Here is a 25,521-nt window from a genome sequence, read left to right on the forward strand (position 1 = left end):
GATAAAGTTTTCGGCTTGCGAGTATTTCGATATTCGCAAGCATTTTTCACTTTCCTGGTCGCGGGAAAGTCAACGCCGGGTTTCTCAAAAGACTCGGCTTAATTTGGAGTATTAAAATGAAAGTAGTCGCATTTGCACGTAAAGAACAGGGCACCGGAGCGAGCCGCCGCCTGCGTAATGCTGGTCAAACACCAGGCATCATCTACGGTGGTACAGAGCCAGCAGTGAGCATCTCATTGGATCACAATGCATTGTTCCATGCATTGAAAAAAGAAGTTTTCCACTCTTCCATTCTCGACATGGATGTTGATGGTAAAGTTGAAAAAGTATTGTTGCGCGATTTCCAGATGCACGCGTTTAAACAATTGGTATTGCACGCTGATTTCCAACGCGTCGATGCAAACAAAAAGATCCACGTTAAAGTACCTTTGCACTTCATCAACGCTGAAGTTTCTCCAGCGGTGAAATTGTCTGCTGCAGTAATCAGCCACGTTGCTGTTGAACTCGACGTAGAATGCTTGCCAGCAGACTTGCCAGAATTCATCGAAGTTGACTTGTCTAAAGTTGAAGCTGGTCAATCCGTACACGTATCTGCATTGAAATTGCCAAAAGGCGTTTCTGCTGTAGTACACGGTGATGACGCAACTGTTGCTATCGCTATTAAACCAGCTGGCGCAACTTCTGCAGAAGCTGATGCAAAATAATTGCAATATAGTTTAAGAGACTAGTTTCTAGTTCTTAGTTTCTAGCTCTTAAATTGAAAAGCCACCCTCGCAGGTGGCTTTTTTTTTGCCCAATTTCAGGGCAGTCATTCGCGGTATTTCTTCAAATACAAACCATACGAATTTCCGCTAAATCGGTAGTGCCTTGCAAGACTTTTTCAATCGCATCTTGTCGCAAAGTCTTCATTCCCTCTTTCACCGCTAATTTAAAAATCTCTGAACTGCTGGCACCAGAGGTAATTAAGCGCCGGGTCTCGGCACTCATCACCAATAACTCATGAATACCCATACGACCTTTATAGCCAGTGCCATGGCAAGCGGCACATCCTAGACCACGACGACCATAGATATGCGCATTGTCGCCAAACTCTGATTGCCAGCGGGTTATCATCTTTTGCCGTTCTTGCTTGCTCAAAGATTTCTCCACCGTATTCAGCGTATATTCATTGACCAATTGCTCCAGATCGTCAGGTGTGAATTCAAAACGCTCTGCACATTCAGTGCATACGCGCCGCGCCAATCGTTGCGATAAGATCGCCTGTGTCGCATCCGCCAGATTAAATGCCGCCACTTCCAAATCCATCATACGCATCAAGGTTTCTGACGCAGAATTAGTATGCAAAGTTGAAAGCACCAGATGTCCAGTCATTGACGCTTCCACCGCTACTTTTGCTGTCTCTGAATCCCGAATTTCACCGACCATGATGACATCTGGATCGGCCCTCAAGAATGAACGTAAGGCCTTTGCAAAAGTCCATCCTATCTTAGGCAAGACCTGCACTTGCGAAATATTTTTTTGTACGATCTCGACCGGATCTTCAGCCGTCCAGATCTTCTTGTCACTGCTATTTAATTCGCGCAAGACCGAATGCAGCGTTGTGGTTTTACCGCTGCCCGTCGGACCACATACCAAGATCAAACCGTGCGGCTTATTGATCTGCAGCTTAAATTTCTCCAGTGAATCTGGATGCATGCCAATTTTTGAAAGGGGTAATGGTTTTCCAGCGCCAAGTATCCTGACGGTGACCACCTCCAATGCATTCGAGGTGGGAATACTCGACACTCTGAGATCAAGTTTCTTATTCGCATAACCAAAGGTGATCTTGCCATCCTGAGCTTTTCTTTTTTCAGAAATATCCAATGAGGCCATAATCTTGATACGCGACACCACAGCAGGATGGAAGTTAATTGGATAGGTCGCACTGACCTCTAATTTGCCATCTTTACGAAAACGAATTTGCGAATTTCTAGTGCGCGGAAATGCTTCAAAATGAATATCAGAAGCACCAAAACGTACTGCATCATTAATCGTTTTATTAATGAGGCCTATAACAGTTTCGTCGTTCTCATCGATTTTTTTCAGCAATGGACTTTCACTTGCCTGAGTCGAAAAATCATCATTTTGCTCATCCAAATCATCATCTTCTGATTGATTGTCGGCATAAGCCGATAAATCTGGCCTTTCGATTCCATTGAGCCCTTCGGTTTTTTGTTTTCTACCATTCAATTCGCTCGGCATCGTCGCACCATTGCTGGCGGCACGATTGTCTTTTTTTGCACCATTCAGTTCAGTATGATTCACGACTCCGCGCTTCGATTCGGTGTAGCTACTCAGCGCGGCATTGATCTGCTCGTTACTAGAATACACAAGGATGGCACGATATCCAGACAAAAATGAAAAGTAGCGCTGCACCTCAGAATCAAAGGGATTTTCGACCGCCACCACGATACGATTATCAAATATCGTAATCGGCATCGCGTGTTTCGCGTGAGCGATCTTGAGTGGGATCAAGCGTACCGCTTCTGGTGAAATTTCCAGGTTCGAAACATCGACAATAGGAATTCCGCGTTGCCGACTGAGCGCCCAATTTAGCTGAGCCTCATTGATGCTGTGATCCGCGATTAATATCTCGCCTAACAAATGCCTGGTGCGCAACTTACTTTGCAAATTAAGTGCTTCAGCGAGTGCTGTGTCACTCAGAATGCCATTCTCCACGAAATACTGGCCTAGCAATTCCCGCTTGGCGCCTTTCGGATAAGCATTGTTTTCCATCATAGAGACATTGTTGCGTAAAGTCTGATGTGAATCGACTTCGTGCTGATGCTTCTTTTCATTGAAAACGCGTTCTTTTAACTTGCCTTGAATTTCAGAAAATCCAGCGACCTCAACCTCCTTGTCCACACCACTCACAATTTCTTGTATGTGCCCACGTATCTCTTCAATTTTATTTTTGCTAATCGGGTCGTTACGGTTAACCGCGAACTGAGGATGACTAAATTCAAAAATGTTTTTAATAAAAACAATTTCATCTAAGACATCGGTAGGAAAACCCTGTCTGCCGGGTCGTTCAGAAAACAAAAGGCTATCTAAGTAATGCAAACAATCGATACTGCCCCAGGTACTGTCAATGATCGTCACAATGCGCGGATATTGGGTGGCTAATTGTTTGACCTCAACACCGTAAAGAGCAAGTGCCCTGCTGACATTGGGGAAAGTGGCGCCAGACGCCTGTGCTTGCGTTACGTTATTCATAGCATTTTCTTTCAAAAAGAACATGTAACAACGATGCGACATGAGACTAATTGTAGTTTCCAAAAGGGAAAATACCAATGTCGATAGATAAAAAAAGCAAGTTAGCAGAAGGAAATGTTTGTAAGCATTGAATGAATCTGATGTTCACCTGAGTCACAAGTCGGAATCAAGTCTCGACTTATGTCGCATAGTTAGCGACAATCAAGTTTCTGCAAAGTAAAAATTTTTACAAAAAGCTTGACCTGATGTGTACCTAATGTGCTTCTGGTCAAACTTGCCTCGAATAAGGAAGCTCGCTGTGTTTTCATTCAAAAAAGTCCATCTCGCTCTAATCACGACCGTCTTCACTGTTTCACAAATTGCATATTCACCGCTCAGTCTTGCACAAGGCACTGGCGCACAGATTCAATATGACACCAGTTACGATATTCTCAGCCCAGTGCGTGCCAAGAATGGCGTTGTATCAAGTGAACAAGGATTGGCCAGCCAAGTTGGGCTGGATGTCTTAAAGCGTGGTGGCAATGCGGTCGATGCCGCCGTGGCGGTTGGCTTTGCGTTAGCTGTGGTGTTACCACATGCTGGCAACATTGGCGGCGGTGGTTTTATGCTGATCCATGATGCTAAGAGTGGGAAAGACATCGCTTTGGATTTTCGTGAGCTAGCACCTGCTTTGGCACATCGCGATATGTTTTTAGACGCGAATGGTGAGATCGTTCCGCGCCGCTCAACCTCAACGCACCTAGCGGTAGGCGTACCCGGCACAGTTGCAGGTTTAGACTTAGCTTTACGAAAATACGGCACGATGTCATTGAAAGACTTGATTGCACCGTCTATCAAACTAGCTGAGCAAGGCGTTGAAGTCACACCGTATTTGGCGCAATTACTAGAAGCAAGTCGGAATCAACTCGGCAAATGGGCTTCTAGCCGAGCGATTTTTTTCAGCGGCGAGCGCCCTTTGCGGGCAGGTGAAAAACTCGTACAGAAAGACCTGGCACAGTCTTTACGCTTGATTGCTGAACAAGGGCCGAAGGCGTTTTATGAAGGCGCAATCGCACAAAAAATCGTCGCTGAAATGAAAAATCACGGTGGTCTGATTAGCACTGAAGATATGAAAAATTATCAGGCTGTTGAGCGCACTGCGGTCACCGGCAACTATCGCGGATACCAAGTCGTATCGATGCCGCCACCAAGCTCCGGCGGTGTACACATCATCCAAATGCTGAATATGTTGGAACACTTCCCACTCGCCAAGCTCGGGGTAAATAGCGCACAGACGATTCATAACATGACGGAAGTGATGAAGTTAGCCTACGCAGATCGCGCTGAGTATTTGGGCGACCCTGATTTTGTGAAAGTGCCAGTCGCTGGTTTAACCTCTAAGAAATATGCGGATGAATTGGTGAGAAAAATTGATCCAAATCGTGCCACACCATCCGCGCAAATCAAACCAGGTAAGCCCGTGCCTTATGAGAGCGACCAAACCACGCACTACTCCGTGGTCGACAAATTTGGCAATGTCGTCGCGACCACCTATACCTTAAATCTGTTATTCGGCAGCGGCATCGTTGCGACCGGTACCGGTATCACATTGAACAATGAAATGGATGATTTCTCGGTCAAAGCTGGCGTACCAAATGCATTTGGATTAATCGGCGGCGCAGCCAATGCCGTCGCGGCCAAGAAACGCCCACTTAGTTCGATGACACCGACCATGGTATTGAAAGATGGGAAGCCTTTCCTCGTCACCGGCAGTCCGGGCGGTAGCCGGATCATCACCACCACACTACAAATTATTTTGAACGTGATTGACCATCAACTCAATGCCGCGGAAGCGACGATCACACCGCGCATACACCACCAGTGGGAGCCGGATATGATACGTCTGGAGCGCGGCTTCAATGTCGATACGCTGGAACTACTAAAACAGAAAGGTCATCAATTCAAGCTTGGTCCTTCTATGGGTAGAACCCAAACGATTAAAATCACACCAGAAGGCTTTGAAGCCTTTGCCGATCCACGTAATCCAGATGGTCGCGCACTCGGCTACTAGCCTAAGAAAATCAAGATCCACACACGCGATAGCCCGGATCATTCATCCGGGCTTTTTCATCTGTGATGTTTGCGCCTATTTTGTGCATTAGCAGCAAAAACTTAATCCACATCAAATTTCCTTTTATTGCTTGACCTAAAATAAGTTTTTAGTGACCTATAACGGGAGTCTGTGTGGCAATTGAACTATTTAGTAATGGCAAACATCGTTGCATCATGTTCAATGATCTGGTGACTGACAGCAGTGAAGAAGCCGTGCAAGCCAATCAGTTCCTGATCGTTTCACATGATCAGGGTGCCCTGATCGACCCGTCAGGCAACATTACCTACAACGCATTGACGCTGGCAATGCAGAAATACCTGCCCAAGAAAAATCTGGCATTCCTATTCGCTTCACATCAGGACCCCGACATTATCGGTGCGCTCGACAAATGGTTATACAGCACAGATTGCCATTTATATGTATCGCAATTGTGGTCGCGCTTTGTGCCGCATTTTTGCAATCTGAACCGAGCCGATGGACGCATTATTGGTATTCCAGATGAAGGGTTGCCGATTCCCATGCTGGGCTCAACGCTGTATGCGATTCCCGCCCACTTCTTACATGCAGAAGGCAACTTCCAATTTTACGACAGCACCTCGAAGATTTTATTCTCTGGAGATATGGGCGCCTCACTGGTTGACGCAAAAAGCATCAGTACACCAATCACGACCAAGGCCGAATTCTACGATCAACTCCACACCATGAGCAGCTTTCACAAACGCTATATGGTTTCAAATAAAGTATGTCGCTTTTGGGTGAATATGGTGCGCCAGATGGATATCGACATGCTAGTGCCACAACATGGACGCTATATGCAAGGCGAGGCAATCGCTTGCTTCTTGGATTGGATAGAAAACCTGCAATGCGGTATAGATTTATTCACGCAAGAGCATTATCGCTTTCGCCCGCTCTTAGGCTAATTACCAAACTCAACAACGCTGCAGTAAGCTATGCCACACAATCATGGAGACATTGTGTGCGAAGCGCTGTGAACGCAAAATAAACCTCAAACGCACCACAAATCTCATTCCTGGTTAATAAAGCGCTTGGCGTGAGCAGCTCAAAACTCTACACTGCGATCTTTATCCGTCGGAATCGCAAGGTGAAAATTTCTATCGGTTGGCGTCTATTTTTTGCCGTGCTGCTATCGCTGATCACGATAGTCGCCGCCGCACTATTTTTGATGCGTGAAAAAGTCAGTAATAGTTTTGCCGACTATGCGCTTAAGATTGAACTGGATAGATTACAAGAAGTTGGCGACGCCATACAAGAACAGTACGCGCAACATGGGGATTGGTCTTTCTTACCGAAAGATACACAGAAAAAACAAAGTTGGATCAATCAAGAGTTACTTCGACTATATCAAATCAAGACAAATCCACAGCTCTCCAGTCAAGAGCACCCGATTGAAAAAATTGCACGAGTGGTCATCGCTGCACCCGTTGCCCCGGCCGCACCCGCCACGCCTTCCGCACCGGCAAGCCCCGCAAAAGCTGCAGCGGTAACTGAATCAAGCGTCGCCAAGAAATCGATATTACCGCCACTGCCGCCTCCACCTCCGCTACCACCACCGCCGCCCTTGGAACTACCGGCAGCGCCATCCAGTATCGATCTCCCTCCCGAGCCTGATCTTGCTGGTGAGACTGAAGTTGAACCAGAATTTCAGAGCTTGAATAGCCGTATCAGCTTAATCAATACTGCCCAACAATATTTAGCAGGACGAGTACCGGATCAAAGTCCAAGTGGCCAGCGCCCACTAATTCACCAAGGCAAAATCATTGGGTATTTGAAGGTACAAAAATCGCGTGTACCGAGTGATGCAATGTCAAAAGATTTTCTACAGGAGCAAGCCGATACCATCGCGATTATTATCGTCATCAGTATCAGCCTAAGTGCATTGGCATCATTACTGTTAGCCTTGCATTTCCGCCGACCTATTCATCGTTTGGTCGACGGCGCACGTGCTTTAGCGGACGGCCATTTTGATACGCGTTTAAATACACAACGCAGTGATGAACTAGGCGAGCTGGCGCAAAGTTTTAATCAACTGGCAGAAAAACTCGCGCAAGCGGAACAGAGCCGACGTCAATGGGTAGCGGATACGTCACATGAATTACGTACACCGATTTCTGTCTTACGCGCGCAATTGGAAGCACTGCAAGACGGCATACGCAGTGCCACCCCTGAAAACATCGCCTTGATGTTGCGTCAGGTTCTATCGCTGAACAAATTAATTGATGAACTATATGCACTTTCCAAAGCCGACGTTGGCGCTTTGGAATACCAAATGCAAACAATCGCACTAGCAACTTTAATTCAGGAAGAAGCAGATAATTTTCATGAAAAAATTCTCGCCGCCAATCTGCAGTTGCAACTCGATCTGATATCTCACATTCATGCAAGCGACATCCATGGCGACAGTGAGCGCCTGCGTCAGGTTTTGCATAATTTATTTGAAAACTCATTACGCTATACCGATGCTGGCGGACACATTCGCATCAGCCTATACCAGCAAGGACAACAATTAGCATTATTGTGGGAAGATAGCTCGCCAGCAGTGCCTGCCGATGCATTACAGAGATTGGGTGAACGCTTCTTTCGCGTCGACAATTCACGCAATCGCGCTTTCGGCGGCTCGGGTTTGGGACTCGCTTTATGTCGCCGTATTTTGGAAGCACATCAAGCCAGTATCAGTTTTGCGCCATCCACATTGGGCGGCTTAGCAATCACCATCGTTTTCAATCGCACTGCAAATTGATTTTATATTTCCCATCACAATGACCGTCTATTTATGGCAATGACACACACACCGACTGACATTCTCATCATCGAAGACGAACCCGATCTGGCATCCTTGATTGCAGACTATGCAACAGCCTCCGGTTATCAGCCCCAAATCATAGCTAACGGCCGCATAGCGCTAGAGCACATACAGCGTCAAGCTCCTGACCTGATCGTGCTCGATCTGATGCTACCCGGATTAGATGGCATTAGTTTGTGTCGGGCAGTGCGTGAATTTTCTCAAGTACCTATCATCATGGTGACAGCCAAAGTGGAAGAAATTGACCGCCTGCTTGGTCTGGAAATCGGTGCGGATGATTACTTATGCAAACCCTTTAGTCCGCGCGAATTGATGGCGCGCATCAAGGTGATTTTACGTCGTAGTCAAAATGTAGCCCAGGTAGATGAGGCAACGCTTAGTTCAGCAGATAGTTCAACACATAAGCCAATCAATCACAGCAAAGTCAGTGCCCAAGTTGATGTAGAGGGATTCAAAATTTACGTACATCAGCAAGCACTCGAATTGACTCGCAGCGAATTTGTTTTACTGCGTCATTTTATTGAACATCCGGGACAAGTATTTTCACGCTCGCAATTACTTGATTTTGTTGTGCAAGATAATTTGGACGTGACCGACCGGGCGATCGATAGTCATATCAAGAACCTGCGTAAAAAAATCAATCAAGTACTACCTGATTGCAATCCTATTCATGCAATTTATGGACTGGGTTATCGCTTTGATGGTTTCGACAGTTTTAAAGATATTGAGACATCAGCGACGAAACTATCTAACTAACAATATTCGACATCTAATTTTTAACATTCGTTGCTCATTATTTCTCCACAATTACACGGCATCATGAATTCGTTGGCAAGCTAACCATGCTAACTAAGTGAACCAAGTAATCAATCAGGAGAAATAATGAAACCTATCGCCTTAACTGTTTTGCTGGCAACTCTTGGCGCAACAGGATTGAGCTTAGCGCAATCGAATATTGACATAGACTTGAACGGCATCCACAGTAAAGTCGTCAGTGTTAAATGCACACAAAACTCGACAAAGAAATCCTGTGCAAAATTATTACCGCCCCCAATTCCACCTGCGCCGCCTGCGCCACCCGCACTACCATCACCTATGGCACCGCTTCCACCGCCACCTCCACCGCTACCAGATCTGCCTTCTATTGCAGATTTGCCTGAGCCACCTGAGCCGCCAGAACCACCAGAAATTGTCATCCCTGATGAAGTTCATCAAGCTTGCAAAAACAAAAGTGTCGGGGCTAGCGCGAGCTGGCAGCCGAATAAGTCAACCTACTATGGCGGCACCTGTGTAAAACGTGATGGCAAGATGATTTTGGATGTCCATCAAATTTCTCTACACAAATCTTAAGCCCTCTGATTAAGCCGTCTGAAACAATTTTATTGTGGCATGTCATTTTTCGCTATGTCAGATCTGAGATCGTCAAACTTGGCGTGGCGAAAATTGCCTTCGTCTGCAATCACAATTAAAGGAAAAATATGTATTTGTCTCGCTCCATACAACTACTGCTGGTTGCCAGCGCCGTATACCTCGTACCAAATTCTGTTATGGCTCAAGTGGCAGATGCAAAAAACGATTTGACGCTCAATGCCAGTGATCGAACCATGGTGATACAAAATCTACAGAAAAGTATGTCCAAGAAATATGTCTTTCCTGAGGTAGCAACGAAGGTCAATGCAATGCTGGCGCAGCATTTGAAAAATGGTGACTACGACAAATTAGGGCCTGTTAACACTTAAATCGGGAGATGCGTTCAAGCCAAAAGGCGGGATGGCAAGGCGTAGTTCGCTGCCGAGGCTGGTGCCTCGGCAAGAGCTACAACGCTGTCCATCGCGCCTTTTGGCTTGAACCCTTCGGGAATGGGTAAAACGGGCACATGGCGTTGTTGCAAGTCGCTTACAGTGCGGTAGTTTAAAATTAGCTGCGGCGCGCCTTGACGCCTAGCCCTGTGCCCGTTTTTCCGCATTCGCACTCCCGATTTAAGTGTTAACAGGCCCTAGTAGCGCAAAAGAATTCTCGAAATTGCTCACCGAACAATTGCGCCTACAAACGAAAGACAAGCATCTGGGTGTAGGTTTTGAAGCTGATGAAATCCCAGCAACCGACGACAACGGTGAACCAAGCGTTGAAGAAAAATCGAAGATGGATGCCGAAGAACGTCAATTCATGCAAGCAGTGAATTTTGGCGTAGAACGTATCGAAAGACTGCCTGGAAATGTAGGTTATTTTGAGCTACGCGGTTTTGGCAATACTGAAATTGTCGGACATGCGATTAGTGCCGCCATGACTCTGATCAATGCCAGTGATGCCTTGATTATTGATTTACGTAAAAATGGTGGCGGTTCACCTCAAACAGTAGCCTTAATCGCCAGCTATTTCACCGCACCAGAAACCCATCTAAACGACATCTACAATCGATCTGAAAATAAGACCACGCAAATTTGGACTACCCCGTATACAGCGGGTCCGCGCTATGACAAAAATAAACAGGTTTATATCTTGACTAGCTCACGCACATTTTCTGCAGCCGAAGATCTGACCTATACCTTACAGAGTCTAAAGCGCACAATCACCGTTGGCGAAGTCACTGGCGGCGGCGCGCACCCTGTAGAGTCTGAACGCATTCATCCACATTTTATGGCAAACATTCCGTTTGGACGCTCAATTAACCCCATTACCAAAACCAATTGGGAAGGAACTGGCGTACAACCCGATATCCTCAGCAAAGCCGATGCCGCTTTAACGATTGCGCATCGCAAAGCATTGGAAAATTTATTGGAAAAAGAAAAGCACCCAGGTAAAAAAGCGGATGTTCAACGCGCCTTGAATTCACTCAATTCAATCAAGGAAAATAAAGACGAAGCAAAAAAATAGTTCGCACAAATACCAGAATCTGTTGACATAAAGAGCTCATCTTCATTTTCTAAGGCTTACGCAAAATTGATACTGGCCTCGCTGCGTTCCTTTGTAGCGCGCGACAAAGAGAGCGAAAGTCGTATTGGTCTTAGGAATCAATGGAGTTAGGTAGGGTGCGCCGTGCGCACCTCAGTCACCAATATGTTTGGTGCGCGCGGCGCGCCCTACTTAATGAAGCTCTAGTCAGATTAATTTTGCGTAAACCCTATTTTTTATATTTACAGAATACGCGCAACATTGAATCGTTCAATTCATCACGCCCGACATCCAGGAAAAAGCTTTCTTGAATATTCCTTCGCGCACTACGGGTGTGCTTGGACTTGTAAATTGTGTGTCGACTGCCTGCTCTGCGTTTGCTGCATTTTCTTTTTCCAAATACTCACGCAAGGCCGACTCTTGTCGAAAGCGGTTTTGAAATTTTAAGTCTGCATCGCGGATGCATTGATCAATAATAATTTCGGCTCGACGCACATCCACTTCAAAAAAATCTTGCTCGCGGCGACCACATCGCACGTTTTGCAAAGCTTGAAATATGCCCTCAATCGCCCCGCCACCATCCTGCGCGCGCATTTCAAATATGCACTCATAATTGCCCGGAATAGTATTCGTCTTATCGCGATTAAGTTCTAAAGCCTTCGCCCAGCCAGAGCGCCGACTCAATCCTATCTGCAATAAACCTTCCTTCAAGCCAGAATTACGCAAGATATAGACATTCCCAGGAACACCGTGCAAAGGCTTAGATTCACGATACTGCGCACGCTGCTGGGCCGTGGAACTGGACTGCATAAAGCACCTCACCATTGTTTAGCTAATTGATATTGGCTCCAGTGTAAGAAAAGTATCTAAACTCCCATCGTTGGAATAAGCACGGAAATACCGGCTAATTCCGCCATAAGCATTGCGATATCTAAGAAATGAGGGGATTTATTGAAATTGTGGCGATTTCTGCATGCAAATCAAGGCATGGCGCATAAACCAAAAAGCCGTGCTGCCCTATAATAGAAGCCAACTTATTACCTTCTCACTTACTCTCTCACTTACTCTCCTACTTGGATTACCCACGATGAATAGCCAGGATTTAGAAAATATCAATGTCACCTCGTTCGCTCCCATGCCAACGCCGGAAGAATTACATGCCAAGCTACCACTGTCAGAACATGCAGCAACCGTAGTCGATGCAGGACGTGAAAGCTTAAAGAATATTTTGGATCGTAAAGATCAGCGATTGATCGTGGTGGTCGGTCCCTGCTCCATTCACGATCCGGTCGCAGGTTTGGACTATGCACGTCGCCTAAAAAATTTACAGGAAGAAGTCAAAGACAGCATGCTCTTGGTCATGCGCGTGTACTTTGAAAAACCACGCACCACCACGGGCTGGAAAGGTTATATCAATGATCCTTTGATGGATGATTCTTTTCAAGTCGATTTGGGTATGGAAAAAGCCCGTCAATTTTTACTCGATATTTGCGAACTTGGTTTGCCAACCGCCACCGAAGCGCTCGATCCTATCTCTCCACAATATCTGGGCGATTTAATCGCCTGGACCGCGATCGGCGCCCGCACCACAGAATCTCAAACGCATAGAGAAATGTCTTCCGGCTTATCCACACCGGTAGGTTTTAAGAATGGTACCGACGGCGATATCAGTATCGCGATCAATGCGATTTTATCGGCTTCCCATCCGCACTCTTTCTTGGGTTTAAATGGTCAGGGGAAAGTATCGGTAGTACGCACGCGTGGTAATCAATATGGTCACGTCGTCTTGCGTGGTGGTGATGGTCGTCCAAACTACGATACGGTCTCGGTCGCAATGGCGGAACAAGCCTTAAAGAAAGCAAAATTACCAGCGAATATCATCGTCGATTGTTCACATGCGAATAGTTATAAAAAGCCTGAACTACAACCGCTGGTAATGGCCGATGTCATCAATCAAGTCGTCAATGGCAATCAAGCTTTAGTTGGCCTAATGATAGAGTCGAACATCGTTGCCGGGAATCAAAAAATTCCCGAAGATTTAAGTCAATTGATTTACGGTTGCTCCGTGACAGATGCATGTGTAGATTGGACGACGACGGAGACGATGATACGGGATGCAGCAGCACGTTTGCGCCAGCGCCAAACAACAATTCAGGCATAATCCAGTTCTGATTGATCAAACAAATTACGTTCATGCAAAGTCTCAAACAACTTCTCTTGATCACAAGTGCCATCTTATTGACAGGTGGCCTCACTGCCTGCAATACAACACCGAAAAAAACCATCATGCATAAAGATGAATTCGGGATGGCAGAGATGTTCACCTATGCTGTTCCCGGTAACGAGCAAGAAGCGTGCGAAGCATCACGTCGCGCTTTGCTCAGTCAGGGTTATATCATTCATGAGGCAAATGAAAATAATGTCAAAGGACGACGTAAATTTCAATCCGATGATGAAACCCACGTGGAGATAGAGTTCAATATCGTCTGTGCGGCGAATAGCAAAGGTAGTAATAGCGCGACAATTTTTGCGAATGCGGTGCGTGACCGCTATGCGCTCAAGAAAAATAGTTCCAACGCCAGTCTTGGCGTGGGTGGTATAGGTTCAATCTCATTACCTTTTGGCGCAAGTAACGATTCTATGGTGAAGGTGGCGAGTGAAACGATTTCCGAAGCCAAATTGTACGAACGCTTTTATGATTTAGTCGAACGCTATCTGGATGATGTAAAAGTGCCTGAACCTGAATCCACGAAGGCCGAAACTGGTTCTGCTAACGGGCGATCTCAACCGTAATTCAATAGCGGAAAAATCCACGTGCAGCAGATTGCGCAGGTAGGTGGAAGGATAGTTGGAAGTATGGAGGGCAGCAAGATCGGCAAGTCATCATGGCGTCATAAACGATCGCTATGATGAAGGCTCATCTGACTACTCCTCCAAGGGTGTGGATTTTGCCCGCAAGCTATTGCGGGCTTTTTTTTGCTTACTGTTCAGGTGGAACGACTGCAGGCACTTCATCGATATCCAAAGTCTTCACACCCGCGCCATTCTGATATTCGGCATACATCCATTTACCATCAACAAAGACCAAATTTTCCGGTGCTGGACGAACAAATTCTGGCTTGCCTTTAAGTGCATGACGCATGGCATCAATCCAGATCGGCAAGGCCACAGTTGCGCCGAACTCTCTACCGCCTAAAGATTTTGGATCATCAAAACCCATCCAAGACACTGCCACGACACTCCCTGCATAACCAGCGAACCAGCCATCAACGGCATCGCTAGTGGTGCCTGTTTTACCCGCCAAATCGCGACGTCCCAGTTTTTGCGTCGCAGCAGCACCCGTGCCTGAGCGTACAACTTCACGTAACATACTGTCCATCACAAACGCGTTACGGCTGTCCAATACACGGGCATCTTCGCCCGGCAATTCGGCGACTTTTGCATCAAACAAGACCGCACCTTTGCCATCGATCACTTTTTGAATCAACCAAGGCTTGATTTGATAACCACCGTTCGCAAATACCGCGTAAGCACTCGCTAATTGCAATGGTGTGACCGAACCAGTACCCAGAGCCAAAGTCAAATTCACCGGGTGCTTATTCTGATCAAACCCGAAACGGGGCAAATAGTCTCGGCCATAACTGGCGCCGATCGCTTTCAAGGTACGTACTGCCACCACATTTTTTGATTGTGCGAGAGCACGTTGCATATCGACGGGGCCATCGTATTTGCCATCATCATTTCGTGGGTCCCACTTCAATTCTTCTTCGGTTGTGTGGGACAAAGGCACGTCATTGATCAAGGTTTCTGGTGAAAATCCTTTTTCCAACGCAGCGGAATAAATGAAAGGCTTAATCGACGAACCTGGTTGGCGCCAGCCGCTCGTCACATGGTTAAATTTCTTGCGATTAAAATCAAAACCACCGACCAAAGCACGATAAGCACCATCATTCGCATTCAGTGACACATAGGCCGCTTCGACTTCGGGCACTTGCGTGACCGACCACTTTCCTTTGGCATCTTGCATCACGCGTATCAAGGCACCGACACGAATTTTTAAATCGCGATTCGCTTTCGGCTGTAATGCTGCATTCGCTAAACGCAAGCCTTCACCACTGATTTCTACCGATTCACCAGTCGCTAAATCAGCTTTAATGAGTTTAGGCGACACGGCTGTGACGACAGCAGAAATCAAGCCTTCGCTGGAAGGAAATTTTTGCAGAAATTCATCAATCGCATCATCGCGCAAATCCTCTGCGGTCGGTAATTCTACGAAAGCTTCAGGGCCGCGATAACCGTGCCGCTGATCATAGGTCAAGACATTACGGCGCAGCGATTCATAGGCGGCATCTTGCTCGTCTCTGTCGATGGTCGTGATGACCTTGATGCCTGCAGTGTAAGTGTCTTCTTTGAACTGCTCGTAGATTTTTTGACGCACCATTTCGGCAACATACGCCGCATGTGATTCAAACTGCGCAACCTTGCTCACGTGCAGCCGTTCTTTGCTCGCGACATCAAACTGTGCCTGCGTAATATCACCATGTTTCAACATACTTTTTAATACTAAAACCTGACGTTGCTTGGCGCGCTCAAAATTGACTGCTGGATTATGCCGCGCTGGATTTTGCGGAATACCCGCCAGCATCGCAGTCTCTGCAATCGTTAATTCCTTTAAACTCTTATTAAAGTAAGTGCGTGCCGCACTAGAAAAACCATGCGTGCGCTGGCCGAGATAAATCTGATTCATATACAGCTCTAAAATCTGATCTTTGCTCAGTGCGTTTTCAATACGTCGCGCCAACATCATTTCACGTAACTTACGAGTGACAGATTTTTCGCGGGTTAAGAAAAAGTTGCGCGCAACTTGCATCGTAATTGTCGATGCTCCTTGTTGCACGCCACCAGTAACGGTAGCAACCACAGCTCTTGCCACACCGATGTAATCGACACCGCCATGCTCATAAAATCGTGCATCTTCGATGGATAACACGGCTTTTTTCATGGATTCCGGGATTTCTTTAATCGGCACAAAATCTCGATGTTCTTCGCCAAATTCACCGATTAAGGTATTGTCAGCGGTATAAATTCGCAGAGGAATTTTCGGTTTGTAATCCGTCACCGCAGTCAATTCTGGTAAACCAGGTGCCAAGATCAAGAAAACATAAGCCAGTAGCGCCAGAACAAAAATCGTAGCGGCAGCAGCAAAAGCAAGTAACCATTTCATAGGTGACGACCAGAATATCTGGTGAAGAATGAAAACGCACAGTGTAAACGGACTAAATCTGACCGCAAGGCTTTTCTTTGATGGGTATCGTGATTTAGTACCAGATAGTGCGTGTTCCTAGCCAAGGCAATCAATCCACGGTCAGAATTATCAAAACGCTTAGGCTAGCGCATGTTTATTTTTCGTGGTTTACTATGCCTGCATCTTCACGCCATCAATTGCTTGTATTTCTTCTCATATTATTGCTACATTTATCAGCAATTTGGCTGTTCAGTCATCTGCATCGCTCGCAGCCCGCTGCTTCCAAGACGAATATGCAATTAGTGTTTATACAAACTGAAAAACTCGTCTTATCAACGACCTCTCCTACGATGCCAATGCAGCAAAACCAGCACAAAGCTGAGCAAACGAGAACAAGATCCAAAGCAACCCCGCCCTTATCAATTACTAGCAACAAAGCGTTCGACAATATCACTACGGAAACGAAACGAGATAATCCGCCTGGTAGTGAGGTTCCCGTTAAAAGCCCCGAACTAAACCGCGATGTCGGTCGCATCAGCCAATTATTAGAACGCGATTTGCGATTCGACGAACAGAAATTACAAGCAGCCAAACCACCGAACCAAATCGTGCGCGAATACTGGAGCAAACAAAACCATCCATACAAAGACAAATGGGATGAGCTTGCCCACAAAATAGAAAAAGCAGGCAAGCCGCGAGATTTACAGATAGAAACTTTTAAAGCCATGGATGGAACACAGATCAGCAAGATTGATGGGCGCTGTTACAAAGCGCCCGATCCTGGACGGACTTACTTACATCAGGAAGAGGTGCGGCAAGTCATTTGTCCGCGCTGATTATTTCTTAAGATTATTCTTCCAAAGTCTGTAATAGATAGAGTTTTTGATACACGCCGTTTTCTATCGTCATTAACTCAGTGTGATTGCCCTGCTCGATCAAACGCCCATGATTGAGAACGACGATCTGATCGGCTTCACGTATTGTTGAAAGACGATGTGCGATCGCGACGATAGTCACTGTACCGCGCAAAGCATTCAGTGCAAGCTGCACCACTTGTTCAGTCTCGCTATCAATATGGGATGTCGCTTCGTCTAAGAATAAAATTTTTGGCTTACCGACTAAAGCACGGGCGATCGCGATCAATTGCTTTTGGCCGGTTGAAAGCTTCGCCCCACCTTCGCCCAATGGCGTCAAATAGCCATGCTCGAGCTGTAGTATGAAGTCGTGAACACGCGCCGCTTTGGCCGCGGCGATAATATCTTCCTCGCTGATATCACGACCCATGGCGATATTCTCACGTGCGTTCGCTGCCAGTAAAAATGGCTCTTGCGGCACCAGACCGACGCTGGCGCGGAAATGCTCGTCGCTGAGTTCTGCCAAGTCCAAATCATCGATCCATATCTTGCCACTCTGCGCAGTATAAAAACGGAGTAACAAACTAAGTAAGGTCGACTTACCACTACCGGTATGTCCGACGATCCCATAAAAACTGCCAGCAGGAATCTGCAAATCAATATCATGCAAAACCTGCTGGACGGGGTCGTAGCCGAAACCCACTTTTTCCAAACGTAATTCGCCGCGGCTAATTTCAGCGTCATTATCTTTAACCAGCGCCGCTGGTTCTTGCAGCAAAGTATTAACACGCGCTGCGGAAATCACTGCTTGCTGAATTTGTCCAAATTGCAAAGTAATTTGTATCAAAGGATCCACCACGCGCGCGATGTAACTGACAAAGGCATACAAAATACCGATTTCTAAACCGGAGAAATTACGCTGGCCAAACACAAAAATCACCACGACCAATAACAGAGAATTGAGTAAATCCAAAGCTGGACGCAGGAGCCAGGCATTCGCGCGCAACTCATCCACACGCGCTCCATAATGCTGTTGATTAGTTGCTTCAAAACGTGCACCAAAAGCGCGTTCGGCATTACATGCCTGCAGCGCACTCATACCATTAATACTTTCCGCCACTTGTGCATTAATATCGCTGCGCATCTGACGCGCACGGGTCACTGCAGGCGCACTCCAGCGCTGGTAAAACCAGACAATGACGACCACCGCAGGTATCAGCATTAAGACTATCAACATCAAACGCCAATCCAACCATGCCATCGCCAACAAAGCGCCGAGCACCACGATAGAACTGTCGAGCATCACAAACAGTACTTGCACATAAAGATTTTTGACTGCTTCGGTATCATTCGTGACGCGACTGACCAATTGTCCTGTAATCGCTTTATCAAAAAAACTCATCGGTAAGCGCAGTACGTGGGCATAGACTTGTTCGCGTAAACGACGCACGGAACGCATCGCAACACCCGCCAAGCGCGTCAACTGTAAATAGCGCAGCCAGGTTGCCCACCAACCGGTCAAAATAAAAGTGAGCAATAAAGTCGCCATCATCCACACATCGTTTTTTCGTGGCAGCAAATAATGGTCAATGAAGGCTTTGCCTAGTATCGGCCCCAAGGCTTCTAATCCTGACGCTAAAAACAAGAATAGAATTCCCAGCACGACGTGACGCTTTTCCGGTTGCGCGGCTTGCAAGAGTAGCTGTACAGCGAGTTTCTTTTCGGAGGCGATTTGTTTCATTATGCGATTGGTCGATTTCTGATTGGTCGATTTCTGTACAGAGAGGTTCTGAAACGTGCGCTGGCAATTTCAGGCGGCGAAGAAAACTTAAGCTGCTTCCAGTGCCGCTTCCAGCTGTTGATATTTCCATTGACTGGCGTACCAGCCTTCTAGCGCCAATAATTGCTGATGACTACCTTGTTCAATTAAGACGCCCTCACGCAACACGATAATATGATCGGCTTCAGCGACAGCACTTAAGCGATGACTAACGATAATCGCGCTACGCTCCGGACGTGCGGCACGCAATTCTGCCAGATGACGCAGAATGCGTGTCTCGGTATCCGTATCAACCGCAGACAGTGCGTCGTCTAATAGCAGTAAAGGGCTTTCAGTCAACAGAGCACGGGCAATCGCTACGCGTTGTTTTTGTCCACCCGACAAAGTCACGCCACGTTCACCTACCGGCGTGTCGTAGCCCTCTGGAAAACGCATAATATCCTCATGTATCGCCGCCAGTTCAGCAGCGTGCATAATCTGTTCTCGCGTCGCCTGTGGATTCGATAATGCGATATTGCTGGCGATCGATGCAGAAAATAAAAATGGCTCCTGCGCGACCCAATTGATCGCATTGCGCAAACGCTGCAAAGGATAGGCATCTATACGATACTGTCCCCACAGGACTTGCCCTTGCTGAGTTTCAAACTGACGTAATAAAAGTCGTATGACTGTCGATTTACCTGCACCGGTTGGGCCAACAATCCCCAAGGTCTGACCAGCTTCCACACGAAAACTTAAATTCTTTAGTGCAAGATGGGTTTGTGCGGGATAGGCAAAACTAAGGTTTTCAAATTGTACGCTACCAAGCGGATCACTCTGTATCTGACCTGCATCTTGTATCACCAAATCAGCTTCTAACACTGGACGCAAACGTCCCCACGCTGCTTTGCCACGTTCTAATAAAGATAAGACCCAGCCAGCGGCAAACATAGGCCAGATCAGTTGCCCCAGATACATGCTAAAAGCGGTCAAATTACCTATCGTCATTTCATCATGCCAGACCAGATAAGCGCCGACACCCAAGGTCAACGCGCCAGCGGCAGTGAGGGTCACGCCCACAGCCGGTTCATATGCTGCCTCCCAGCGTTGTGAACTCAAACTCGCGGCGGCGGCATCTTCAGCCAACTGTGCAAACTGTGCTGCACTACGTTGCTCTAAACCCAGTGCACGTAAAATGCGCACACCAGAAATCGTTTCCTGCACCTGATCATTCAACTTACTAAAGCGTTCTAAAGAATCTTTCGAAGCATCATGCACGTGATGCGTAATTTTACGAAATGCCCATGCCATAAACGGGAATGGCAACAAGGTCGCTAAGGCGAGACGCCAATCCACGCCCAAAGTCATCATGCTTATCACTAAGGTAAATGTCATCACCCCATCAAAACCGGCCAGAGCCGCTTCACCGGCTGCCAGTTCTATCGCATCCGCATCATTCGTGCCAAGCGCCATCAAATCACCAATACGCTGCTGCTGAAAAAATGCCGATCCCTGCAAGCTTAAGCGTTGGTACAAGCGCAGACGCAGCTGTGCACCTAATTTGTAGGAAGCTGCAAATAATTGTAAGCGCCAACCGACGCGTAAAAAGTAAATCGCTACGCCCATCATCACAACGGTCGCCAATTCCCAGATCAAGGCTTCACCGCCTAAATTTTGCTGCACCATCGCATCAATGATGTGCCCGATTTTACGTGGAATTAAAATCGTGAACGTCGCTACCAAAAATAACATCACTGCCGACGCACTGTAGGCACGCCAATGTTGGCGCATAAATTGTCCAAGGAGTTGGTACAGGGTCATAAATCAATTTCCATTTTCAGTATCTCTCCTTTTCAGCAGTGCTTCAGAAATTCAATTATAGGGATGCTGCGCTAGGCGCGAGGCGGAGCAATTAAGTCGATATTGCTCGCATTCGCAACAACGCGCAGCGCCCTAGAATTGAATTTATGGAGTGCTGCTACTTCAGCGTATTCCACAGGAACGAATACGTGATTGCGCTCATATCCGCACGTTGCGCATTGTTTGCCGCGCCACCATGACCGCCTTCTGTGTTCTCGTAGTACCAAACATTTTGATGACCTTGTTCCAACATTTTTGCCGCCATCTTACGCGCATGACCTGGATGTACGCGATCATCACGAGTCGATGTAATGAACAAGACATTCGGATATTTCACTTCAGCTTTGACGTTTTGGTAAGGCGAATATTGTTTGATGTAATCCCATTCAGCAGGCACATCAGGGTTACCGTACTCGCCCATCCACGATGCACCCGCTAACAACTTATTAAAACGCTGCATATCAAGCAAAGGCACTTGACTCACCACAGCGTTAAATAAATCAGGGCGCTGAGTTAAAGCGACACCTGCTAACAAACCACCATTACTGCCACCCATTGCCCCCAAGTGCTGCGGCGTGGTGATTTTGCTGCTGATCAAATCCTCTGCTACGGCAGCGAAATCTTCATAAGCGCGCTGGCGATTTTGCTTCAATGCAGCCTGATGCCAACGTGGACCATATTCGCCACCACCACGAATATTCGCGACGACATACACACCACCTTTTTCTAACCAAGCTTTGCCGGTGCCGCCAGAATAAGACGGTGTCAGAGAAACCTGAAAGCCACCATACCCATAAAGCAGTGTAGGATTACTGCCATCAAGTTTGAGATCTTGCTTGTGCACCATGAAATAAGGCACTCGAGTGCCGTCTTTGGAGTTAGCAAATTTTTGTACGATTTTATAGTTCTTCGCGTCAAAAAATTCTGGTGCGGATTTTAGTAATTCGCGTTGATCACTACCCGCTTTAGCTAATTGCAAAACACTAGGTGTCAAGTAATCTGAATAGCTGAGTAAATACTCATCTGATTTATCCGCATCCAAAGCGCTCACACCAACCGCACCCATAGTCGGTAAATTCACGCTACGTGCCAGCCATTTACCATCGGCAAATTTCAATTCAACTAATTTACTTTTCACGTCTTGCAGCAACTGCATCAACAGAACATTTTTTGTCGCCGTCATACCGGTGAATGAGGCTACTTCCGTTGGTTGAAACAAGATCGTAAAGTTGCGATCACCTTTCAAAAAGGCATCGAAATCAATCGCTAGCACACTACCTTGCGGATAAGTCTTGCCGCCTGTAGTCCAAGCTTCATTCGGCGTCACAATAAATTGTTTGCCGAAAAATTCATAGCCAGTTTGTGCCGGGATATCAAGCTTTTGCAACTTACTGCCACGCATCAAAAATACTTCTGAGGTATAAAAAGTCACCGCGCGATTCACGATTTCATGCGTAATTCCACGGTGACTGACACGTGAAGCCGACACACTGATGTCCTCTTTCTGTCCCTCGAAAATCGTTTTCGCAGTACTAATCGGTGTACCGCGCGCCCATTCTTTGACGATGCGTGGATAACCAGAATCAGTTAAAGATCCGGGGCCAAAATCAGTCCCAATGAACAAGGTATTTTTATCGCGCCAGGACACGTTCATCTTTGCTTCAGGCAAAGAGAAGCCGTCTTTCACGAATTGTTTTGTCTTCAAATCAAATTCACGTATGGTCACAGCATCCGCACCACCACGTGAGAGATTGATAATGCAGCGATCATATTCAGGTTCACGGCATTGGCTGCCTTTAAAAACCCAATTTTCATTTTCTGTTTTGGCAATCGCATCGATATCCAATACGGTTTCCCATTTTGGCTGAGGCTTACGATATTCTGCCATGCTGGTTTTACGCCATACGCCGCGCGGATGCTCGGCATCCATCCAGAAGTTGTACACAGCGTTGCCGATTTTTTGTATACCGGGAATACGATCTTTAGAATCAAGAATCACTTGCAAATCGCTGCGCAACTTCACAAATCCTGCGTCATTGTCTAATTTTTGGCGAGTCTCTTGATTGCGTGCTTTGACCCAGTCTAAAGCCTTCTCACCACCGACATCTTCTAGCCACTGATGTTTATCTTCGACCTGTGCCATTGCGCCATACGTGCAACTCAGTAATACCGTAGCGGCAATTAACTTCATTTTTGTTTTCATAAATATTCTCGAAAAAATTAATTTGATTGAATTCATTTCTGAAAATGAATCGAGCAGTATAAACGCAAGTTTAATTTGACAGGTAGATTGCAGAAAAGTGCAGAGAAAAATACAGAAAATTTGAAAAATTTAATGATAAGAAAAAAAGCTTAGAAATACTTTACTGGTAGCAAATCGCGCTAAAAACTACGACTTACGTCGAGCGACATTATTTCGTATCCAACCCTGCATGTCTTGCCAGATACGGATAATTTCATTCTGATTCGGCATGTTTAACGCGTGTGGCAACTCTATCGTCAGCACTGGAATTTCTTGATGCATACCGCTGTAATTACCAAGTGAACCGGGATAAACGCCAACCCGATTAAAATGCAGACGACCAAAGCGCGTTGGCGGTTGTGCCGGCCCATCCAAATCGAGTACGCCAAATGGTGCATGCACTGAAATGATGACATCGGGTTTAAAAGATTTGATGGTATTAAAAACCCACAAACTCTCAGGCTCTGAAATGGGTTTTTTACCTGGGTAACGACGCGGATCGCTTTTCGTCTTTTGCTCCCAATATTGCAAAGCTTCTTGATCCCAATCTGGTGTCGGGAAATTACGGTTTAAATCAACGCCACGGGCGTTCACGCGCGTCGCTTTGCTTGCCAGCAATCCATCAGGGTTGATCAAAGGAGCGACTTTCCATTGAAATTCTTGCTGGCCAGTCTTATGCATGCTGGCTAACCATTTGAACACGACTGCAGTCGCGGTTTTTTCATCGCCGTGGATACCGCCTATCAGTAACACACGTATCGCTTTTTTCTGACGTGGATCAACTTGAAAATCACGTGTCATTAAAGGCTGACCTTTGTACGACTTAGCGCCACTTGGAATGAGCTTACTATTGCGACAATCGTTCAGAGAAATTTTAGGTAAGCGTGGCGTAATTTGCTTGCACCAATCACCTACAATCTTACTCTGTGCACTGGCAGTCTGCGCCAGAACTGGCGTAGCGCCTAAATACAAAACGCAAAAGAGCGATGTACTCAACAGTAGCATCGCTCTCTTAGTTTGCTCTATCGTTTTCAACAACACGGGAAAATAGTTAGAAAACAAAAAATTTCCAATGAACTTACAGACCCGCAGCAGCACGCAGGGCTTGCGCCTTATCCGTACGTTCCCAAGTAAATTCCGGCTCTTCACGACCAAAGTGACCGTAAGCCGCTGTCTTGGTATAAATAGGACGCAACAAATCCAGCATTTGAATAATGCCACGTGGACGCAAGTCAAACATGTCGTTCACCAAAGCAGCGATTTGCTCATCTGGTATCACTCCTGTACCTTCAGTGTAGACAGTGACGTTCATAGGGCGTGCTACGCCAATCGCATACGCAACTTGAATCTGACATTGCTTCGCCAAACCAGCCGCCACAATATTCTTCGCCACATAACGTGCCGCGTAAGCAGCGGAACGATCGACTTTAGTGGGATCTTTACCAGAGAATGCACCACCGCCATGAGGGCAAGCGCCGCCGTAAGTATCAACAATAATCTTACGACCAGTTAAACCGCAATCGCCTTGTGGACCACCAACGACAAAACGACCTGTAGGATTGATCAGGAACTTTGTATCTTTCAACCATTCTGCGGGCAATACCGGACGGATAATTTCTTCAACAATCGCCTCGATAAAAGAAGGCTTCATTTTATTGCCGTCGCTTTGATCCGGGCTATGCTGGGTTGACAGTACCACCGTATCAATACTATGTGGTTTGCCATCGACATAACGCATCGTGACCTGACCTTTAGCATCCGGACGCAAGAATGGCAAACGCCCGTCTTTACGCAGCTGTGCTTGACGCTCGACTAGGCGGTGCGCATAGTAAATCGGTGCTGGCATGAGTTCTGGCGTTTCATCACAAGCATAACCAAACATCAAACCCTGATCGCCAGCGCCGATATTTAAGTGATCATCAGAAGCGTGATCGACACCTTGTGCAATATCGTTAGATTGCTTGTCGTAAGCGACTAAAACCGCGCAACCTTTGTAATCGATACCGTATTCGGTATTGTCATAACCGATACGTTTAATCGTATCGCGCGCAACCTGAATGTAGTCAACGTGCGCGTTCGTCGTAATTTCACCTGCCAATACGACTAAGCCAGTATTGACTAAAGTTTCAGCAGCAACGCGAGAACGTGGGTCTTGTTCAAAAATGGCATCCAAAATCGCATCAGAAATCTGATCCGCAACTTTGTCTGGGTGACCTTCAGAAACTGATTCTGAAGTGAAGAGAAAATCATTTGCCATCGCAGGCTCCTATAAGTGGCGTAAGTGACATTAAGCCGCAGTCAACAAAGAGATCCTGCGACGCTTTAGCGAAATTTATTACCCGCTTCGCAAGTTGTCTGTTTAACTCGGCGGGGGCATCTTTAGTTATCTGGAGTTACCTAGATATTATGTCCACAGATAGCTCTGCGTCATTTCTTTCGGATGCCAATATGTGCTATTTTACGCCTCTTACAGGATTCATGTCGAATTGCCTTAGATTTTT

General features: G+C 46.5%; 19 protein-coding genes. 11 read left to right on the forward strand and 8 right to left on the reverse strand.

The window, feature by feature from the left end; all coding sequences use genetic code 11:
- Positions 1-116 precede the first annotated feature (116 nt).
- Positions 117-704, forward strand: coding sequence for a 50S ribosomal protein L25/general stress protein Ctc (locus H8K55_RS09795; protein WP_186941918.1), 588 nt, complete (start codon positions 117-119; stop codon positions 702-704).
- A 121-nt stretch (positions 705-825) separates the two neighbouring features.
- Here the strand turns inward: H8K55_RS09795 and H8K55_RS09800 are convergent, their stop codons facing one another.
- A complete protein-coding gene (locus H8K55_RS09800) occupies positions 826-3,255 on the reverse strand; it encodes a GspE/PulE family protein (RefSeq protein ID WP_186941919.1) in 2,430 nt (809 codons plus the stop codon).
- A gap of 256 nt (positions 3,256-3,511) precedes the next feature.
- On the opposite strand from H8K55_RS09800, the gene ggt reads away from it, so the two are divergent.
- The 7 genes from ggt (at position 3,512) to H8K55_RS09835 (ending at position 11,042) form a co-directional block, all read left to right on the forward strand.
- Positions 3,512-5,305: a gamma-glutamyltransferase gene (gene ggt, locus H8K55_RS09805; RefSeq protein WP_186941920.1), complete on the forward strand. Its 1,794-nt coding sequence runs from the start codon at positions 3,512-3,514 to the stop codon at positions 5,303-5,305.
- Positions 5,306-5,478: 173 nt separating this feature from the next.
- Entirely contained in the window at positions 5,479-6,267 is a 789-nt protein-coding gene (locus H8K55_RS09810) for an oxygen-binding di-iron domain-containing protein (protein WP_186941921.1), read from the forward strand.
- A gap of 131 nt (positions 6,268-6,398) precedes the next feature.
- Positions 6,399-8,105 carry an ATP-binding protein gene (locus tag H8K55_RS22170; RefSeq protein WP_222612430.1) on the forward strand — a complete coding sequence of 569 codons (1,707 nt, stop codon included), beginning with the start codon at positions 6,399-6,401 and terminating at the stop codon, positions 8,103-8,105.
- Between the two features lie 39 nt (positions 8,106-8,144).
- The gene (locus tag H8K55_RS09820; protein ID WP_222612440.1) at positions 8,145-8,924 is read left to right on the forward strand and encodes a response regulator; all 780 of its coding nucleotides are present in this window, start codon (positions 8,145-8,147) and stop codon (positions 8,922-8,924) included.
- A 126-nt stretch (positions 8,925-9,050) separates the two neighbouring features.
- A complete protein-coding gene (locus tag H8K55_RS09825) occupies positions 9,051-9,518 on the forward strand; it encodes a hypothetical protein (protein ID WP_186941924.1) in 468 nt (155 codons plus the stop codon).
- Between the two features lie 128 nt (positions 9,519-9,646).
- Positions 9,647-9,907, forward strand: a complete 261-nt coding sequence (locus H8K55_RS09830; RefSeq protein WP_186941925.1) for a hypothetical protein — start codon at positions 9,647-9,649, stop codon at positions 9,905-9,907.
- 244 nt (positions 9,908-10,151) lie between these two features.
- The gene (locus H8K55_RS09835; RefSeq protein WP_186941926.1) at positions 10,152-11,042 is read left to right on the forward strand and encodes a S41 family peptidase; all 891 of its coding nucleotides are present in this window, start codon (positions 10,152-10,154) and stop codon (positions 11,040-11,042) included.
- Between the two features lie 288 nt (positions 11,043-11,330).
- Here the strand turns inward: H8K55_RS09835 and H8K55_RS09840 are convergent, their stop codons facing one another.
- Positions 11,331-11,870 (reverse strand): hypothetical protein, encoded by a 540-nt coding sequence (locus H8K55_RS09840; protein ID WP_186941927.1) that lies wholly within the window; start codon positions 11,868-11,870, stop codon positions 11,331-11,333.
- 277 nt (positions 11,871-12,147) lie between these two features.
- Between H8K55_RS09840 and H8K55_RS09845 the strand changes: the two genes are divergently transcribed.
- Positions 12,148-13,221 carry a 3-deoxy-7-phosphoheptulonate synthase gene (locus H8K55_RS09845; protein WP_186941928.1) on the forward strand — a complete coding sequence of 358 codons (1,074 nt, stop codon included), beginning with the start codon at positions 12,148-12,150 and terminating at the stop codon, positions 13,219-13,221.
- A gap of 32 nt (positions 13,222-13,253) precedes the next feature.
- Positions 13,254-13,853: a DUF2242 domain-containing protein gene (locus tag H8K55_RS09850; protein ID WP_222612431.1), complete on the forward strand. Its 600-nt coding sequence runs from the start codon at positions 13,254-13,256 to the stop codon at positions 13,851-13,853.
- A gap of 187 nt (positions 13,854-14,040) precedes the next feature.
- Here the strand turns inward: H8K55_RS09850 and H8K55_RS09855 are convergent, their stop codons facing one another.
- Entirely contained in the window at positions 14,041-16,284 is a 2,244-nt protein-coding gene (locus H8K55_RS09855) for a penicillin-binding protein 1A (RefSeq protein WP_186941929.1), read from the reverse strand.
- Positions 16,285-16,478: 194 nt separating this feature from the next.
- On the opposite strand from H8K55_RS09855, the gene H8K55_RS09860 reads away from it, so the two are divergent.
- Positions 16,479-17,141 (forward strand): hypothetical protein, encoded by a 663-nt coding sequence (locus tag H8K55_RS09860; protein WP_186941930.1) that lies wholly within the window; start codon positions 16,479-16,481, stop codon positions 17,139-17,141.
- Positions 17,142-17,154: 13 nt separating this feature from the next.
- On the opposite strand, the gene H8K55_RS09865 is transcribed toward H8K55_RS09860, so the two are convergent.
- From H8K55_RS09865 to metK, 5 genes are all read right to left on the reverse strand, one after another.
- Entirely contained in the window at positions 17,155-18,900 is a 1,746-nt protein-coding gene (locus H8K55_RS09865; RefSeq protein WP_186941931.1) for an ABC transporter ATP-binding protein, read from the reverse strand.
- A gap of 87 nt (positions 18,901-18,987) precedes the next feature.
- The gene (locus tag H8K55_RS09870) at positions 18,988-20,739 is read right to left on the reverse strand and encodes an ABC transporter ATP-binding protein (RefSeq protein ID WP_186941932.1); all 1,752 of its coding nucleotides are present in this window, start codon (positions 20,737-20,739) and stop codon (positions 18,988-18,990) included.
- Between the two features lie 157 nt (positions 20,740-20,896).
- Positions 20,897-22,981: a prolyl oligopeptidase family serine peptidase gene (locus H8K55_RS09875; RefSeq protein ID WP_186941933.1), complete on the reverse strand. Its 2,085-nt coding sequence runs from the start codon at positions 22,979-22,981 to the stop codon at positions 20,897-20,899.
- Positions 22,982-23,167: 186 nt separating this feature from the next.
- Entirely contained in the window at positions 23,168-24,082 is a 915-nt protein-coding gene (locus H8K55_RS09880) for a M14 family zinc carboxypeptidase (RefSeq protein ID WP_230408554.1), read from the reverse strand.
- 16 nt (positions 24,083-24,098) lie between these two features.
- On the reverse strand, positions 24,099-25,277 hold the full coding sequence (gene metK / locus H8K55_RS09885; RefSeq protein ID WP_186941934.1) for a methionine adenosyltransferase: 1,179 nt from the start codon (positions 25,275-25,277) through the stop codon (positions 24,099-24,101).
- Positions 25,278-25,521 lie beyond the last annotated feature (244 nt).

The sequence above is a fragment of the Affinundibacterium flavidum genome (genome assembly GCF_014284175.1).
Taxonomy (GTDB): domain Bacteria; phylum Pseudomonadota; class Gammaproteobacteria; order Burkholderiales; family Burkholderiaceae_D; genus Undibacterium; species Undibacterium flavidum.